This is a genomic window from Tenacibaculum sp. TC6, assembly GCF_050606265.1.
GTDB lineage: Bacteria > Bacteroidota > Bacteroidia > Flavobacteriales > Flavobacteriaceae > Polaribacter.
Genome location: NZ_JBOCUK010000003.1, coordinates 125,578 through 142,542 on the forward strand (window position 1 = coordinate 125,578; position 16,965 = coordinate 142,542).

The 16,965-nt window shown below is 29.8% G+C and carries 9 protein-coding genes, 2 tRNA genes and 1 pseudogene; 8 read left to right on the forward strand and 4 right to left on the reverse strand.

Annotated features, from left to right (window positions below):
* The first annotated feature begins 20 nt into the window (after window positions 1–20).
* From ACQY1Q_RS02890 to ACQY1Q_RS02920, 7 genes are all read left to right on the forward strand, one after another.
* On the forward strand, window positions 21–2,546 hold the full coding sequence (locus tag ACQY1Q_RS02890; protein WP_431003784.1) for a TonB-dependent receptor domain-containing protein: 2,526 nt from the start codon (window positions 21–23) through the stop codon (window positions 2,544–2,546).
* Window positions 2,547–3,292: 746 nt separating this feature from the next.
* Window positions 3,293–5,263, forward strand: coding sequence for a hypothetical protein (locus ACQY1Q_RS02895; RefSeq protein ID WP_431003785.1), 1,971 nt, complete (start codon window positions 3,293–3,295; stop codon window positions 5,261–5,263).
* Window positions 5,264–5,288: 25 nt separating this feature from the next.
* Window positions 5,289–7,358: a M50 family metallopeptidase gene (locus ACQY1Q_RS02900; RefSeq protein ID WP_431003786.1), complete on the forward strand. Its 2,070-nt coding sequence runs from the start codon at window positions 5,289–5,291 to the stop codon at window positions 7,356–7,358.
* Window positions 7,359–7,381: 23 nt separating this feature from the next.
* Entirely contained in the window at window positions 7,382–8,059 is a 678-nt protein-coding gene (locus tag ACQY1Q_RS02905; protein WP_431003787.1) for a 4'-phosphopantetheinyl transferase family protein, read from the forward strand.
* Between the two features lie 158 nt (window positions 8,060–8,217).
* Window positions 8,218–9,606, forward strand: a complete 1,389-nt coding sequence (locus tag ACQY1Q_RS02910; protein WP_431003788.1) for an aspartate kinase — start codon at window positions 8,218–8,220, stop codon at window positions 9,604–9,606.
* 43 nt (window positions 9,607–9,649) lie between these two features.
* Window positions 9,650–10,561, forward strand: coding sequence for a cupin-like domain-containing protein (locus ACQY1Q_RS02915; protein ID WP_431003789.1), 912 nt, complete (start codon window positions 9,650–9,652; stop codon window positions 10,559–10,561).
* A gap of 33 nt (window positions 10,562–10,594) precedes the next feature.
* Window positions 10,595–11,509: a cupin-like domain-containing protein gene (locus ACQY1Q_RS02920; RefSeq protein WP_431003790.1), complete on the forward strand. Its 915-nt coding sequence runs from the start codon at window positions 10,595–10,597 to the stop codon at window positions 11,507–11,509.
* 66 nt (window positions 11,510–11,575) lie between these two features.
* Here the strand turns inward: ACQY1Q_RS02920 and ACQY1Q_RS02925 are convergent.
* From ACQY1Q_RS02925 to ACQY1Q_RS02940, 4 genes and pseudogenes are all read right to left on the reverse strand, one after another.
* Window positions 11,576–12,481: pseudogene (locus tag ACQY1Q_RS02925) on the reverse strand (alpha/beta hydrolase family protein); the annotation flags it as partial.
* A gap of 437 nt (window positions 12,482–12,918) precedes the next feature.
* On the reverse strand, window positions 12,919–13,539 hold the full coding sequence (locus ACQY1Q_RS02930; RefSeq protein ID WP_431003791.1) for a hypothetical protein: 621 nt from the start codon (window positions 13,537–13,539) through the stop codon (window positions 12,919–12,921).
* Between the two features lie 209 nt (window positions 13,540–13,748).
* Window positions 13,749–13,822: transfer RNA gene (locus ACQY1Q_RS02935), tRNA-Asn, on the reverse strand.
* Between the two features lie 61 nt (window positions 13,823–13,883).
* Window positions 13,884–13,957: transfer RNA gene (locus ACQY1Q_RS02940), tRNA-Asn, on the reverse strand.
* A 272-nt stretch (window positions 13,958–14,229) separates the two neighbouring features.
* Here ACQY1Q_RS02940 and ACQY1Q_RS02945 point away from each other — a divergent pair.
* Complete coding sequence (locus ACQY1Q_RS02945; RefSeq protein WP_431003792.1) at window positions 14,230–16,953, forward strand: 2-oxoglutarate dehydrogenase E1 component; 2,724 nt, start codon at window positions 14,230–14,232, stop codon at window positions 16,951–16,953.
* Window positions 16,954–16,965: the final 12 nt, after the last annotated feature.

Consider the following 16,965-nt stretch of genomic DNA (forward strand, 5'->3'; position numbering starts at 1 on the left):
GCAGGTTTAATGGAATAAATATGGATTTTAATTTTATAAAAGGAGTATGTAACACTCCTGTACGAATTTCAAAAAAAACACCTTTTTTTGAAAAAGGGAAAGTAAAAGGGTATCAAAAAAGATTTTTAGAATTGCTAGCTTTTTTATTTCTTACAACAGTTTCTTTTGGACAACAGAAGTATGGAAATATAACAACTAAAATTATTGATGATACAAAACAAGGGGTTGAGTTTGCAACAAATGTATTATACAAGGCACAAGATTCAACAATTGTAAAAATAGTAATGTCTGAAACAGACGGAACCGTATCTTTTGAAGGAGTGAGGTTTGGAGAATATTATATGCATACAAGTTATGTAGGTTTTAAAGAAGTGTATACAAATATTAAATTAGATACACCTTTAAAAGAAGTTCCTGTAATTCAGTTACAATCAAGTATGGTTTTGGAAGAGGTTGTTGTAAATAGTAGAAGAAAACTAGTACAAAAGAAGATAGATAGAATTGTTCTTGATGTAGGAGCCACAATGACTGCTGATGGAGGAAATCTATCTGATGTATTAAAAATTTCACCAGGAGTTAATGTAGGAAATAATGGAGCAGTTACTCTTCGAGGAAAAACTGGGGTTATTGTTTTAATTGATGGAAGAAGATCTTATTTAAAAGGAACCGATCTTGAAAATTATATAAACAGTATGCCTGCTAATCAGTTTTCAAAAATTGAAGTTATGACTAACCCTCCGGCTAAATATGATGCAGATGGTAATGCTGGTGTTATTAACATTGTAACGAATAGAAATTATCAAAAAGGATGGGAAATTGATATAGCTTCATCATATAAACAAGGGCGTTATGCTGAAATAGCTAATAGTATAGGATGGAATGCAAATACAAAAAGTGTTAACATTTTTGGAAATGTGAGTTTTACCGATAAGAATGATTTTGATGATTATAAAGTAGATAGAAATTTTAGAGATATTAATAATAATTTAGAATCTATTTTTGCGCAAAATACTTTTATAAAAAGAGAAAATAATTTTTTAACCAGCAGATTAGGATTGGATTATTTCATTAACCCTAAAACAACAATCGGTTTTTTAATTGGTTCACAGTTTACAAAAGGAGAATCTTTTACTACAAACAATACTCAGCTTAAAGATAATGCCAACACAGTAACGCAAACATTAATAGCCCCGGCAAAATCAGATGTTGATTATACAAATATTCAAGCAAACGTACATGCAATACATAAGTTTGATGATTCAACAGGCAAAACAATATCCCTTGATTTAGATTACTTAAGATATAAATCAACGATTGATCAAAATTTTGAAAACAATCTTTATGATAATTCAGGAAATCTTACTTCATCAGAAATTTTATTAAATAATTTACCACAATTAATTAATATTTATACTGCTAAAATTGACTATACACATCCTATATCTGATGAAAGTAAGGTAGAAGTTGGAGCAAAAACAAGTTTTGTGAAAACAGACAATAATGCTAAATACTACGAAAAAGTAGGTAGCCAGTTAGTAGAAAATATTAATTTAAGTAATCATTTCAAATATGATGAAAATGTTAATGCAGCTTACCTTAATTATACACAAAGTTTTGGTAGTTTAACAATGCAGGCAGGAGTTAGAGTAGAACAAACAAAAGTTGAAGGAAATCAAATTACTCAAAATACTAAATTTGAAAATAAGTACACTAAAGTTTTACCATCAGTATTTTTAACTTATGATTTAGATGAAGAGTCGCAAGTAGGAATTTCATATGGTAGAAGAATTCAAAGACCTGATTATAGAGATTTAAACCCTTTTAGATATTTTTATGATAAGTATACTTTTGAAGAAGGGAATCCAGCATTGAATCCTCAATTTAGTAATAATTATGAACTTTCATATTCAACATTTGGAGGAGCAATTACGCTTACAGGTTATTATAATAAAACTGAAGACATTATTACAGACGTGATATTTCAAAATACTGCTCAGAATGAAACGTATATCAAAAAAGATAATTTAAATGATTTAACTGTTTACGGAGTAAGTTTAAATGCGGGTTTACCTATTACGGAAAGATGGACCACTTCTCTTAACCTCAATTATAGTCAAAATAAATTAGAAGGAATGGTTAACGGAAATAATTTTGATATAAAAACAGGAACATTTACAGGTTTTATGTTAAACCAGTATAAACTAGGAGGAACATGGAAATTTGAACTTGGAGCATGGTATACTTCAAAAAGTTTAACTGATACATTTATTCAAGAGCCATATGGAAAGTTGGCCTTAGCAATAGGAAAAAGCTTGTGGGGAGGAAGAGGAAAAATTAGATTAAGTGGAAATGATGTTTTTGGTTGGAATAAATTTGTAGGAAAAAGTGCTTTCCCAAACACAGATGTTAGCATAGATAATACATGGCAAACCAAAACTATAAAGTTAGCTTTTACATATAAGCTTAGTGGAGGATATACTAAAAGTAGAAAAGATAGAGAATCAAGTATAGAACAGGAATCAGATAGATTAACGCAGTATAAATAATTTTTTAGTAGGTAATATACATTTAACAATCCTAAAACAAATTATTTAAATTAAAGCCTTTATTTTATAGCGAAACTCATTTGCTTGGCTAACCAAGATTAGCTTAAATCAATAACTTTTTTAAAGATAAATTTTATTAATGTTTTGTATACATATTTAATGTATGCAAGGATTTCTAATGTTAAAAATATAGGAGGAAGCCGAAAATCCTAAATAGAGTAGGTATAATTTAAAAATAATTTAATAATGAAAAATTTTAATCAAACTAATGAATTTCAAGTTGAACAATTAGAGCAACGTTTAGAAATGCAATCATGGGAATGTCAGTATTTACCAAACAACGTAAACTGCGATTTCTAAAAATCAATTAACATTAAAAGTTAATGTACAGAGTAAATAGATAGTATACCTTTTATTCGAAATGAAAAACTGTTTAAATATTCTGTTGTTAAAAAGGAGAAAGCCGAAAATCCTAAATAGAGTAGGTACAATTTTAAAATAATTTAATAATGAAAAATTTTAATCAAACTAACGAATTTCAAGTAGAGCAATTAGAGCAACGTTTAGAAATGCAATCATGGGAATGTCAATATTTACCAAACAACGTAAATTGCGACTTCTAATTTAATTATAGGTCTATTCTTTCAGAAAACATTGGAGGAATAGACCTTTTTTTACCCTCATATTTTTGAATAATTGCTTGCTATAATATTAATTAATAACCATCTATCCACTTTTACTATAAAATGATATATACTATAGAAAAACCTCAAAAATCTCAAGATTTAAAAAAACAATTTTTAGATCAATTGAAATATTTTATTAGTAAAAATAAAATGCCTGATAATATAAAAGGGCTAATAACAGATGAGAAGTTTATAAAAGAAAATCCTTCATATTATACCTATTACCCACACCTTTTTAACACTGTATTTAAGGTAACAAATGTAGAGATATTAAATACATTAACACTAGCAGGTTTTCTTTATTATAAAGCTGTAATGGTAATTGATGAAATGTTTGATGACAAGTCAAAAGAAAAAAACTTTTTAGGTTTTTTAATTTCAGATATATGTAAAGAAGAAGCTATTAAGTTGTTGTCAAGTTTGTTTTCTCTTGAACATCAATTTTGGAGCTCTTGGAATGGAAGAAAATTTCAATATGTAAAAGCCTATGAAATAGATAAAAACCCTCACAAAATAATTTCATATGAAGATTACGAGGAGTTAGCTGATTATAAATGTGCATTTGGTAAAGTAGCTATTGATGCTTTGTATCATATTTCAGAAACTAATGATTTAGTAGAATATTCAAATTTATTAAGTTCACATAAGTTCTTTTATACAGCTTTTCAAATAACAGATGATATAACCGATTTTCAAGAAGATATAGAAAATGAGCAATTTAATATAGCTTTATTTGAATTGGAAAAAAAACTTGGAAAAGAAGAAGTTAAACAAAAATCTATAGGTGAATTAAAAAAAATATTATACCTAGAAGGAATAATAAATGAATTGTATGAAAAAGCGCTTACTTATTTAAAAAAGGCAAAAGAATATGTTGAAGGTTATGACTTATATGAGTGGAAGTTTGAAATACAAAAACTTCATAATGCTATTGTAAAAAATCAATTAAACGTTAAGGGATTTATAGATGTCTTTTATATAAAAAATCAATTATCTAATGTATTATTAGAGACATCTGAAACAATTAAAAAGGCTTCTGAAAAAGGAAAAATATTTATTAAAAAAGAATATGATGAAAGAAAAAAATGTTGGCAAGACTATTTTAATGATGCAGGAATTAGTGATGTTTGGACAACAGGGTTTGTCTTATCTCAAGATTATTGGGATATTGAAGACATAGATTTTTTAAACGAAATAAAAGCAATATCTTTTTTAAAAAGCCAAGAAAAGGAAACTGGGTTATGGGGTTATAACACTAAATGGATACCTGATGCAGACTCATCTACATTTGTAATGAGAGCATTAACAAAACATAAAAAAAAAATAAGTAAAGAAACATTAGAGCTTTGGTGTAATTTTCAAAATGATGATGGTGGATTTAGTACGTATAAAAATGATGAAGAAGTCATAATATCTCTTAATTCAGAAACTATTGTTGATGTAAAAGGTTGGATGCAATCTCATTTTTGCGTGAGCGCTGCTGCATACCTATTTTTATGTGAACAAGGTATAAACAATAAATCTTTTCAAAAATTAAAAAACTACCTTAGTAAAGAATTAGAAAAGAAAGAGAACATACATTCATATTGGTGGACTTCAAATATGTATGCCTTTAATTTAGTGTATAAAGGAGCAATTATAGAGCAAGATAAAAAGTTGTTGTCTCTGGTTTTACCACATATCTGGAGTTTTATAGAAGAAGAATATATTAAAATTAAAGAAACTAATAATTACTTTTATTTAGGATTACTTTTAGAAGTGTTAAGTATTAGTAATGAGTTGAAAAAATATGAAATGTTAAGAGAAGAAATAAGTAATCTTTTACTCAAAAATCAATTTGAAGATGGGTCATGGAAAGAATCGGAGGCAATGAGAATACCGTATCCGTCGATAATAAATGCCGGACATCCTGAAATAAAATGGAGTGTGACAGATAAAGGAACTAATATTATTGTTAAGGACTTTCATAGATTATTTACTACGTCAGCATGCATATCAGGTTTAAGAGCTTATGCTAAATGTATAAAATAGCTCTTTTAAATAGAATAATAGAAGAATGATAGACTTACTACAAAAAATACCAGTTAAATCCCCAGATATTGAAATTTTACCTTATGATGGAGAAGGGCATTTAATTATTCAAAAAAAGTTAAATTATCATATAAGAGTTAATGAGTTAGTAATAAATCTTCTTAACTTAATTGATGGGAAACAAACAATTAGAGAACTTTCAGAAAATTTTAATAGTATCTTTAAAAAAGAAATTACACCTGAAAAGATTCATGAAATATTATACCAAACTTTAGGTAAGTATCATATAGTAGAAAATGATACACATGAGTATAAAGTTATTGATCGCCCGGATTATTTAAAGCTTGGTTTTACACTTCTGAGTAAGAATAAGGTAGCACCTATAGCTAATTTTATTGCGCCATTATTCTCATATAAAATATTTTATCCTCTTCTTGTAATTACTTTTCTATTTGTAATATTAGTTGGGATTGATAATTATAATTACTTTATTACAGAAATATATGCTAATTTAAGTTCAATAAACCCTCTTTTTGTAGGAGGAGTATTGGCAATAACAATTTTTATGCATGAATTTGGACATGCAGCAGCCTGTAAAAGATATGGTGGAAATCATGGAGATATTGGTTTTGGTTTTTATTTATTAACCCCGGTGATGTTTGCTGATGTTTCGGATGTTTGGAGATTAAAAAGATCTGAAAGAATAATAGTTAACTTAGGAGGACTATTTATGCAAATACTTGTTGCTGCCTTTTTTGGAGTGATGTATTTTATTTACCCTAAAATAGAATTTTTAGCATTAATGTATATTCTTGGGATTATGAGTGTTGCATTTAATCTAAACCCATTTTTTAGAACAGATGGTTATTGGGTGTTATCAGATATAACTGGGATAAGTAATTTAAGAGGAAATTCAACAAATAAATTAATAGAGTTATTTAATAGTGTTTTTGGAAAAAGCACATTTTTATTTACAAAAAGGAATATACTGTTGGCTATGTATGCCTTTATAAGTAGCTCTATTATAATTCTTTTTTTAGCAGGAATATTCTATACAGACTCACAAGCTATATTTAGTTTTCCGCAAAACCTTTATCAAACAATTAAAAGTATATTTATTACAGGATTTGATTTAAATAAATTTAAACCGCTTTTATTTCCTATTGTGTTTTATATTCTTTTAGGGAGTTTTTTAAGAGGAATATATAAAAAGAGAGTTAAAAATTTGAATAAAAATGAAAAGCTAGAATTTGTGTGGATATTGATAAGTATACTTTTATCATTAACATACTTGTTGTCTGCAGCGGGAAAAACATTAGATTTTACCTCATTTATAGAAAAAACAAAACAATATCCTCTTTATTTTTCATTATTACCTTATGGTATTTTAACTATTGAATACTTTCTGGCATTTGGCTTTGCAACTTGGATGTTTAGAAGAATAACACCTTGGTTTTCTGTGCTTTTTTTACTACTAATAACCTTAGTGTATAGTTATGGTTATGTATTTCTTGGAATTAAAGAGTGTGATTGTTTCGGAAGTATTAACTTTCTTAACTCTGATAAAATAGGGGTAATATTGATTAAAAATATCATTTTATTTTTATTATCAATTAGCTTATTAAAGTTTCATATTAAAGATATTCAGTATAAAATACCTAAACGCCTATTATCAATAGGTATTGTAATCTTGCTAAGTTTCCAAACGGTAAAAAATAGCGTGTCTAATTCTGATGAATATATTTATAAAAAAATAGGACATTCTATCTATGATTATGACTTTAAATTAAGTAATAAAATGAAAAGTACTCAGTACTGGTTTTTATTCTCACCAACATGTAAACATTGTAAAGAATCAATACCATATGTAAATAAAATGGTTATGGAAAATAAAAATGTTTTAGGTGTAACTATAGCTGGTAAAGAGTTGGAAATGAAAGAGCTTATGAAAGAAATACCTATTAATTTTTCTATTGAAAAAATAGAGAGAGATGAGTTAAAAAAAATTACAAAGTCTGTTCCCTATATTATGGAAATAAAAAATGACACAATTAAACAAGTGTTAGATAAAAACGTAATTAAAACTCTGTATTAATAGAAAAAAAACAATAAGGATCTATGAGTTTAACCGTAAGGGTTATAAGTGTGCTAAATAATAGCGATTTATCAAATTCGTTATGGCAAGAAATAAATAAGCTTCTTCCTGAAAACTACCTGTACAAAGCTAATAAATTTCGTTTTTGGAAAGATAAGCAAGCTTATGTTTTGGGGAAACTCCTAACAAAAAATATTCTGCAAACAACTACCAATAAAGACTTAGAAGATGTTCAGTATACCGAGTTTAATAAACCGTATGTAAACGATACTTTATCTTTTAATGTTTCACATTCGGGAGAATATGTTGTTTGTGCTTATTGTATTTCAAATACTCAGTTGGGTATTGATGTAGAACAAATTGATAACAGAACTAGAATAGAAGACTTTGATTTGGTATTAACAGCTTCTGAAAAAAAGAAAATATACAATTCAGCTACACCAAAATCAGACTTTTATACTTTATGGACACTAAAAGAAGCCGTTGTAAAAGCTGACGGGAGAGGACTTAATATCCCTCTTCAAGAAATTGAAATTTTGGAAGATAAAATAGCTGTTAATGAAAAAAATTGGTACTACCATTCATTGTTAATTGATAATAATTATAAGTGCCATTTGGTTGCTGATGAAGAAAAAATAGAAATTGTTATGAACAAAGTTACAGTAGAAGAACTTGTATCTAAACTATTACAAAAAGCATAAAAAAACAATCATTTACTTGATTCATTTACGATAGAATTCCCCATAAAACAATCGTCTTGTTAAAAACTTGAATAAAAATTAATTTATAAAACGTTCCAACTTTTTTATAAAAAAATGGTACGTAAAAATTAAAGCTAACCTTACTAAATAAACTTATTATGAATGTTTTAAAATTTGGAGGGACCTCAGTGAGCTCTAAGGTTTCTCTTCAAAACATGTTACGTATTATTGAAAGCTACAATGTAGAAACGGAACCTTTACTTATTGTTGTATCTGCCTTAAAAGGGATAACTAATGATTTGTTAGAACTTTTAGAGCATCTATCTAAACAAGATAATGATTACAGAGAAATTCTAACAAAAATAGTTAATAGACACAGAGATTTTGTAACTTTTCTTTTTGATGAAGAAAATATTGAGTTAATTAAGATACTTGAAAACTTAGAAGTTGAGTTAGAAAAAGACGTAAATAAATTGCTAGAACAACAATACGTTGGCTCAAAAGACTACGATAAAATTGTAAGTTATGGTGAGTTATTTTCTGCACAAATAGTTACTTCTTTCTTACAAAAGAATAATTTTTCATTTTTATTTAAAGATTCAAGAAACCTTATTGTAACTGACGATAATTTTAAGAATGCCAGAGTAAATTGGGAAGAAACATCAGAAAGAATTATAACATTCTTTTCTGAAAACCCGTCTAATTATGTCATAACAGGTTTTATAGGTTCAACCATAGATGGAGAAACGACCACTTTAGGAAGAGGAGGTTCAGATTATACAGCCACTATTTTCGGAACTGTTTTAGGAGCTAAAAGTGTTACGAAATGGACAGATGTTAATGGGATTATGACAGCAGATCCTAACAAAGTTTCCGGAGCATCCTCTTTAACAAATATTACATTTGATGAATTAAAAAACTTGTCAAAATTCGGTTCTAACGTTTTAGTACACCCAGAATCTATAGGGCAGTTATCAAAACATAATATTCCTTTTTTAATCAGAAATACATTTAATCATGATTTTGTGGGTACACAAGTGATTAATACACATTTATCTTCTCAAAAAGCATTGTCGTTACATCAATCTTGTAGTATTATAAGTTTTGAAAAATACTGGAACTTACCTAAAAAAGTAATTAAAGAAATTATAGATAAAGACTATTTGTTTTTCCGAATAAAAACGGACAACAAGGACAATAGAACTTACTACGTTGTTGCAGATGAATGCATACGATTTTTTACCCTTGAAAATAAACACCTTACAGATGTTGATTATGCAGAAATGAAAAACAATGTAATTCTTGAAAAAAGAAACATTGCATTAATAACAATTACAAGTCAGAGTATGGATAAAAAATATGAACTAAACCGAATTAAAGCGCTACTTGAAGAAGAAGGTATAGAAGTATTAGGAGTTAGATTATTTTTTAATTCTATCTCATTAATTTTTGACAAAGGTAATTTCCAGGAAGTTCTGAGTTTGTTGCATAGTTGTTTAGCTAAAACCAGTTTAGAAGGAGATTATATTTTACAAAATAACATATAAAAAAACTATAAAAACATAGGTGTGTAATTAAAACTAAAACAAAATGAATCTGCTAACACAAGAAAAACTAAAATCTTTTGAGCATATAACTATTGAAAATAAAATAGACAGAAAGACTTTTTATACCGAATATGTTAAGAAAAACAAACCGGTAGTTATTAGAGGAATGACCTCTGATTGGAAAGCTTTAGAGTGGGATACAGAATATTTTAGATCAAAAGAAACAGGAAAAAAAGTATCTATAAAAGTAGGAAACGTAAGCGAAGGAAAGCGAGAGCAAATGACATTAAGTACATATGTAGAGCTTTTAGAGGAGTATGAACAAAATTTAAAGTTAGGCTTAGAAGCGGAAAAACCAGGGTATTTACATGATATTCCTTTCTTTTACATGTTTCCTGAATATTTAGCTGATATTAACCCTTTTCCTAGAGACTTGTTACCTAAATGGTACAGAAATAAGTGGCAAAACTACATTCAGTTTTTTATGGGGTCAACAGGTAGTTTAACACCGTTACATTTTGATACCTTATTAACCAATAATCTGTTCTTTCAAGTAGCAGGAAGAAAAAAGTTTATTTTAATTGAAGCAAAAGACAAAAAAAACTGCTACATAAGAGGTTGGAGATGGGCAAATTTTGATCCTCAAAATCCGGATTATGAGAAATTTCCGGAAGCAAAACATATTAAAATAACAGAAGCTTTATTAGAAGCCGGAGATATTTTATACATGCCTGGAGGAATGTTACATCAGGTACACGGTTTAAGTCAATCAATTTCATTTAATATCGATTGGCACACACCAAAAAGCGCAGCAAAAGGAGTAGGCACTTTATGGAAAGGGGCGCCTTTAAAAAATGTATACTACAATGCGCTAATATATGCTGGATTACGATTAGGAGTACCGGAAAAAGTTATTTTTCCATTGTATAAATCCTACTTAAATTATGTTAGTTAAATAAATCAAAAAATAAACCAAATTAATAGAAAAATGGAAGTTACAAGAGTAAAAAACATATCAGAAGAAATCTTTATTGAAAAGTACATAAAAGGAAATCAACCGGTGATCGTAACTGACGGAATGGAGAAGTGGGATTTGGAAAGATTTACTCCGGAAAACCTTAAAAAAGAATTTGGAGATGAAAAAGTACAAGTGTACAATGATCTTTTTGATTTACAAACTATACAGTCATTAGAGCAATATATTGACGCTAATTTTTCTAGAAGTGAATCTGAAGGGCCGGCAAAACAATACATCAGATGGTACACAAAATTAAAAGAAGTTGAATTTTATTGGTCAGATTCAGTATTTGAATCCTTAAAAAAATCATGGAATCAACCTTATTTTATTCCATCTACTTCTTTAGTTATACCAAGTAATAAAGAAGCGGTTGAAAGAAATATTAATGAATATAGCTATCCTTATAAAGGACTATTTATTTCAGGAAGAGGCTCAAGAACAAGATTACATAAAGATCCATTTATGAGTAACGCTGTTTTATGTCAGTTCTACGGAAAAAAAGAAATTTACTTATACAGTCCGAATAAAGAGAAAGATGTAATGGTAAACAATGAGTTTGTAGATGTGAAAAACCCGGATCATGCTAAATTTCCAAACTTTAAAAATTTAACTCCAGATTATAAAGATGTGTTATCTCCGGGAGAAATTATATTCTTTCCTTCAGGATGGTTTCATGATGTTACCTGTATGTCAGATAGTGTATCTATTACTTGGAATTTTGTTCATGAAGTACAATTAGATAGAGTATGTAAGCATATAGAAAAGAATCCGGAAGATGATCAATTGGAAATTATGCGTTTTTTCCTTAGAAATGAAGTGCCGGAAGATATCAATTCAAAAGAATTGGTAGAATACTTACAAAATAAATTTATGGCAAAAATTTAATAAACTATACAACATATAAAACAAAAACCTCTGTAGAAATACAGAGGTTTTTTGATTTATACTAAACTATTTTAAATGTTTGGCAAAAAAACCTAACATGGTTTTATAAAGTTCAATTTTGTTTTCTTCATGGCCAAACCCATGTCCTTCATTGTATTTTACCATATACGGAACATTAATTTCTCTTGCTCTCATACTTTTTACAATTTGGTCAGACTCATTAATATTCACTCTAGGGTCGTTAGCTCCTTGCACAACCAATAAAGGCTTAGTTATTTTGTCTACATTTAAAGCCGGAGAAACTTGTTTCATAATTTCTTTTTCTTCCGGCTTTTCAGGATTATACCATTGCTCATAAAATTGTTTCATTAAAGGTTTCCAATATGCCGGAAAAGAATCAACAAAAGTAAATAAGTTTGAAACCCCAACATAATCTACTCCACAAGTATATAAATCAGGAGTTTTCACTAAACTTCCTAAAGTTGCTAAACCTCCATAACTAGCTCCGTAAATGGCAACTTTTTTAGGGTTAACCCATCCTTGTTGAATTACAAAGGCTACAGCATCTTCTAAATCATTCAACATTTTTCTTCCAATTTGTTTACTACCTGCCAAGTATAATTCTTTTCCATATCCTCCAGACCCTCTGTAGTTTACTTGAAGAGTAGCATAGCCTCTACTGGCAAATAACTGAGCTTCAGGATTAAATCCCCAAGAATCACGTATTCCGTAAGGGCCGCCATGAGGATTGATGATTAAAGGAACTTTTTTCCCTGCAGCAGCATCTTTAGGTAACGTAATATAACCTCTGATGGTAAATCCATCTCTGGTTTTATACGTTATCGGACGCATTTCGGCCATATCCTTTTCCTTTAGTTGAGGCATTAAGTTAAGTAGCTTTTTAAACTCATCTTTGGCAACATCATAAATATAATATTCACCAAATAGTTTATCACTACCAACAGAAATCAGAAGTTTATCTTCATCATCTGTAGTGTCAGAAATTCCAAACTCTTTACCGGTAAACTGTTTTTTTAACTTCTCATGAAGTTTTTTATAAGTATCACTTACAGGAATAATTACACTTTTTTCACCTTCATAAGCATAAAAATCTATCTCATAACCTCTTTTTCTAGATATACTTAAACCTCCAACATCAAAAGTGTCATTTTGATAAATTTCTTGTAAAATTTGTTTCTTTTGAAGGTCATATTTTATAATTCTATTAGTGTTACTTCCTATGTTAGTAGAAACAAAAACATCGTGCGGATTAGAAGTAGCATAATCAAAACTAATAATATTAAAACTATCTTTCCAATCTGTTGTCATAATTACTTCAAAAGGACTTTGTTGAGAGGTTCTATAATACAGTTGTAATTGAGTACCATCTACACGTTTAAGATATCCTCTTAAGTTTCCGTCTTATCTTTATTCTCATAAAGTTTTTCTAGTTCTCCGGTATTAATGTTTATTTTATAAGGTTCAAATACCTGTTTATTTTCTTTATTCATTTGAATAATCATATAGTCAGGTTGTTCTCTTAAACCATTAAGTAACCCCACATTCACATCTTTAAAAGGAGTTAAGGCTTTGTTGTTTGAACCATCAAGATTAGCAGCAAATAGTTGAAAGTTTTCATTTCCTCCTTGGTCTTTTACATAAATCAAGCGGTTGTTATTAGCCCATCCGTAACCACTAATTAATTCATCATCTTCTTCAATTGCTTTTTTTACCTCATTGGTTTCTGTATCTTTAACATATACATGTCTTTTTCCATTGGCATCTTTTTCTCTATAAGAAAAGTATTTTCCATTAGGAGAAAATTGAAAAGAACTAGTTTTAGGTTTTGCAAAGTAATCTTCTACCTTATAGGAGTATTTTCCGGCATCAAAATGAGCAATTTTAACTAATTCTTCTTTTGAAGAAGGAAGAGAAGTGTCTCCGGGTAATTCATTGCTTTGTGTCTGAGCGGTGAGTGTAAAACTACCTAAGGCCGCTAAGAAAAATAAGCTTTTAACTTTAGTTTTCATAAAAAATAAATTAAGTTTATATGTGGGTGTTTAATCTAAAAACGATACTTAAAGTATGGTTGTACCTTAAGTGTATAGTTGATTAGTTCATATAAGCATAAGAGTGTTACACCACCGATCAGTGATATATACCTTTTTAAGAAAACTTTGGGATTTTTAAATAAATAGTGTTAAAAATAAAAAAGCATCACTTTTAGTGATGCTTTTTGCTCCTCCTGCTGGGCTCGAACCAGCGACCCTCTGATTAACAGTCAGATGCTCTAACCAACTGAGCTAAGGAGGAATGTTCTAAAAGAACTAATATATGTAAAATTTGGGAATTATCGGCTCCCAAGTTGCCTTTGCTCCTCCTGCTGGGCTCGAACCAGCGACCCTCTGATTAACAGTCAGATGCTCTAACCAACTGAGCTAAGGAGGAATTTAAAAACATATTTGTTTTCAAATGCGAGTGCAAATTTAAGTGTTTTTTTAATATCTGCAAATAAAAAACAATAAAAAAAACACATGCTTTTTTTTGAGATTGAAAATCAGTGATTTGTTGGTTTATAAAATAAGCGAATCTTCTTTTGTAAAGAAAAAAAACACTTCAATGAGAGTTGTTAAATTAAGGCCAAAAAAAAACTTTGTTTTTACTAAAAGTTGTACTTTTGTACCCATTATTCTTATATAAAGAAAAGTATAGCAAAAAATATGGACAAGTTTTCGTTCTTAAACGCAGTACACGCAGGTTTTATAGGTGATTTGTATGAACAATATCAGAGAAATCCTGATGCGGTAGAACCAAGTTGGAGAAGTTTTTTCCAAGGATATGATTTAGCAAATGAAGACTATTTGCTAACAGAAGAAAATTCAATTGAGGTTCCTGAAGAAGTACGTAAGGAGTTTTTAGTAATCGATTTAATAAATGGATACCGTACACGTGGGCATTTATTTACCAAAACAAACCCGGTAAGAGAAAGGAGAAAATACTCACCAACCTTAGATATCGAAAATTTTGGGCTTACTAATAATGATTTGTCTACAGTTTTTAGTGCCGGTGAAATTTTAGGGATAGGCCCAAAAACCTTATCAGAAATTATAGAACACCTTAAAACAATCTATTGTGATAGTATTGGGGTAGAATATATGTACTTAAGAAATCCTGAGGAATTAAAATGGTGGCAAAATCGTTTAAATCAAAACGATAACCACCCTAATTATTCAACGGATACCAAAAAATACATTCTGTCAAAACTAAACCAAGCTGTTGGTTTTGAAAATTTCTTACAAACAAAATATGTAGGACAAAAACGTTTCTCACTTGAAGGAGGAGAAACATTAATTCCGGGAATAAGTATAGCACTTCGTGATGCTGCTGAAAAATACGGAGTACAAGAATGTGTGTTAGGAATGGCACACCGTGGACGTTTAAATACGTTGGTTAATATTTTCAGAAAACCGGTTAGAGATTTATTTAGCGAGTTTGAAGGGAAAGATTTTGAAGACCAAGATATAGATGGAGATGTTAAATACCATTTAGGACTAACATTAAGTAAAACATATAAGGAAGGACAGGAAATTAAAATGAATTTAGTTCCTAACCCTTCACACTTAGAAACTGTTGATGCTGTTGTGGAAGGAATTGTTCGTGCTAAAGTTGATAATAACTATGGTGGAGACAATGGTAAGATTTTACCGATTTTAGTACACGGTGATGCGGCAATAGCTGGGCAAGGAATTGTATATGAAGTAGTACAAATGGCACAGTTAAACGGTTATAAAACAGGAGGAACTATCCATGTTGTTGTTAATAACCAAGTAGGGTTTACTACCAACTATTTAGATGCGCGTTCAAGTACTTATTGTACAGATATAGCAAAAGTAACATTATCTCCGGTTTTACATGTTAATGCTGACGATGCTGAAGCAGTTTGTCATGCTATGCAGTTAGCTATTGAGTTTAGAATGAAATTTAAACGAGATATCTTTATTGACTTATTAGGGTATAGAAAATATGGGCATAACGAAGGAGATGAGCCAACATTTACACAGCCTAATTTGTATAAAGCGATTGCTAAACATGAAAACCCTAAGACTATTTATGCTGAAAAGCTAATCAATAACGGAACTGTTGATAATGCATATGTAGATCAAATAACAGGTGATTTCAAAGATATGCTTGAAGCAGAGTTTCTAGAGTCTAAAAAACAAGAATCATCTCGATTAAATGAATTTATGCCGGAAGTATGGGAAGGTTTTGTACGTAAGCAGTTAGAAGCTATGTTACAACCTGTTGATACTACCTATAATTTAGATAAATTAAAAGAAATTGCTAAGGTAATATCTACAACTCCTGATGGTGTTAAGTTTGTAAGAAAAGCAGAAAGAATCTTAAAAGATAGAGCTAAAAGAGCTTTTGAAACAAATGAATTAGATTGGGGAACGGCAGAAAATTTAGCATACGGAACTCTTTTAGAAGAAGGTTATAACGTACGTATTTCTGGAGAAGATGTAGAAAGAGGAACGTTCTCTCACCGTCATGCAATTTTACGTGATGAGGTTTCAGAAGAAAGAATCAATCTGCTAAATACCAATAAAAATAATAAAGGTGCTATGACAATTTATAACTCGCACCTTTCAGAATATGGCGTTTTAGGTTTTGATTACGGATATGCTATGGCTGCTCCGGATACATTAACTATATGGGAAGCACAGTTTGGTGATTTTGCTAACGGAGCTCAAATTATGTTCGACCAGTATATTTCTTCTGCAGAAGATAAATGGAAATTGCAGAATGGACTGGTAATGTTACTTCCTCATGGTTATGAAGGACAAGGACCTGAACATTCTTCTGCTAGAGTTGAACGTTTCTTACAATCATCAGCTATCGATAACTGGACAATTGCAAATTGTACCACGCCGGCTAATATGTATCATATCTTACGTCGCCAAATGAAACGCGATTTTAGAAAACCTTTAATTGTATTTACACCAAAAAGTTTATTGCGTTTACCAAAAGCAGTAAGCTCTATGGAAGAGTTAGCTAATGGAGGGTTTCAGGAAGTGATAGATGATACTATAGATGCAACTAAAGTTAAGAAAATGGTGTTCTGTACCGGTAAGTTTTATTATGATTTATTGGAAGAACGTGAGCTACAAGGTAGAGAAGATGTTGCATTAATCAGAATAGAACAGTTATTCCCGCTTCATAATGATAGAATAAAAGAAGTGATGAATAAGTACCCGAATGTAGAGCGTTATGTTTGGGCACAAGAAGAACCTAAAAACATGGGAGCTTGGGGGTACATGTTAGAGCGATTTGAATTGGCTAGACTAGAATGTGCATCACGTGATTACCATTCGGCACCTGCTGCAGGTTCTAGTGCACGTTTCAAACGCCGTCATAGAGCAGTAATAGACAAAGTATTTGATTAATAGTTACCTTTG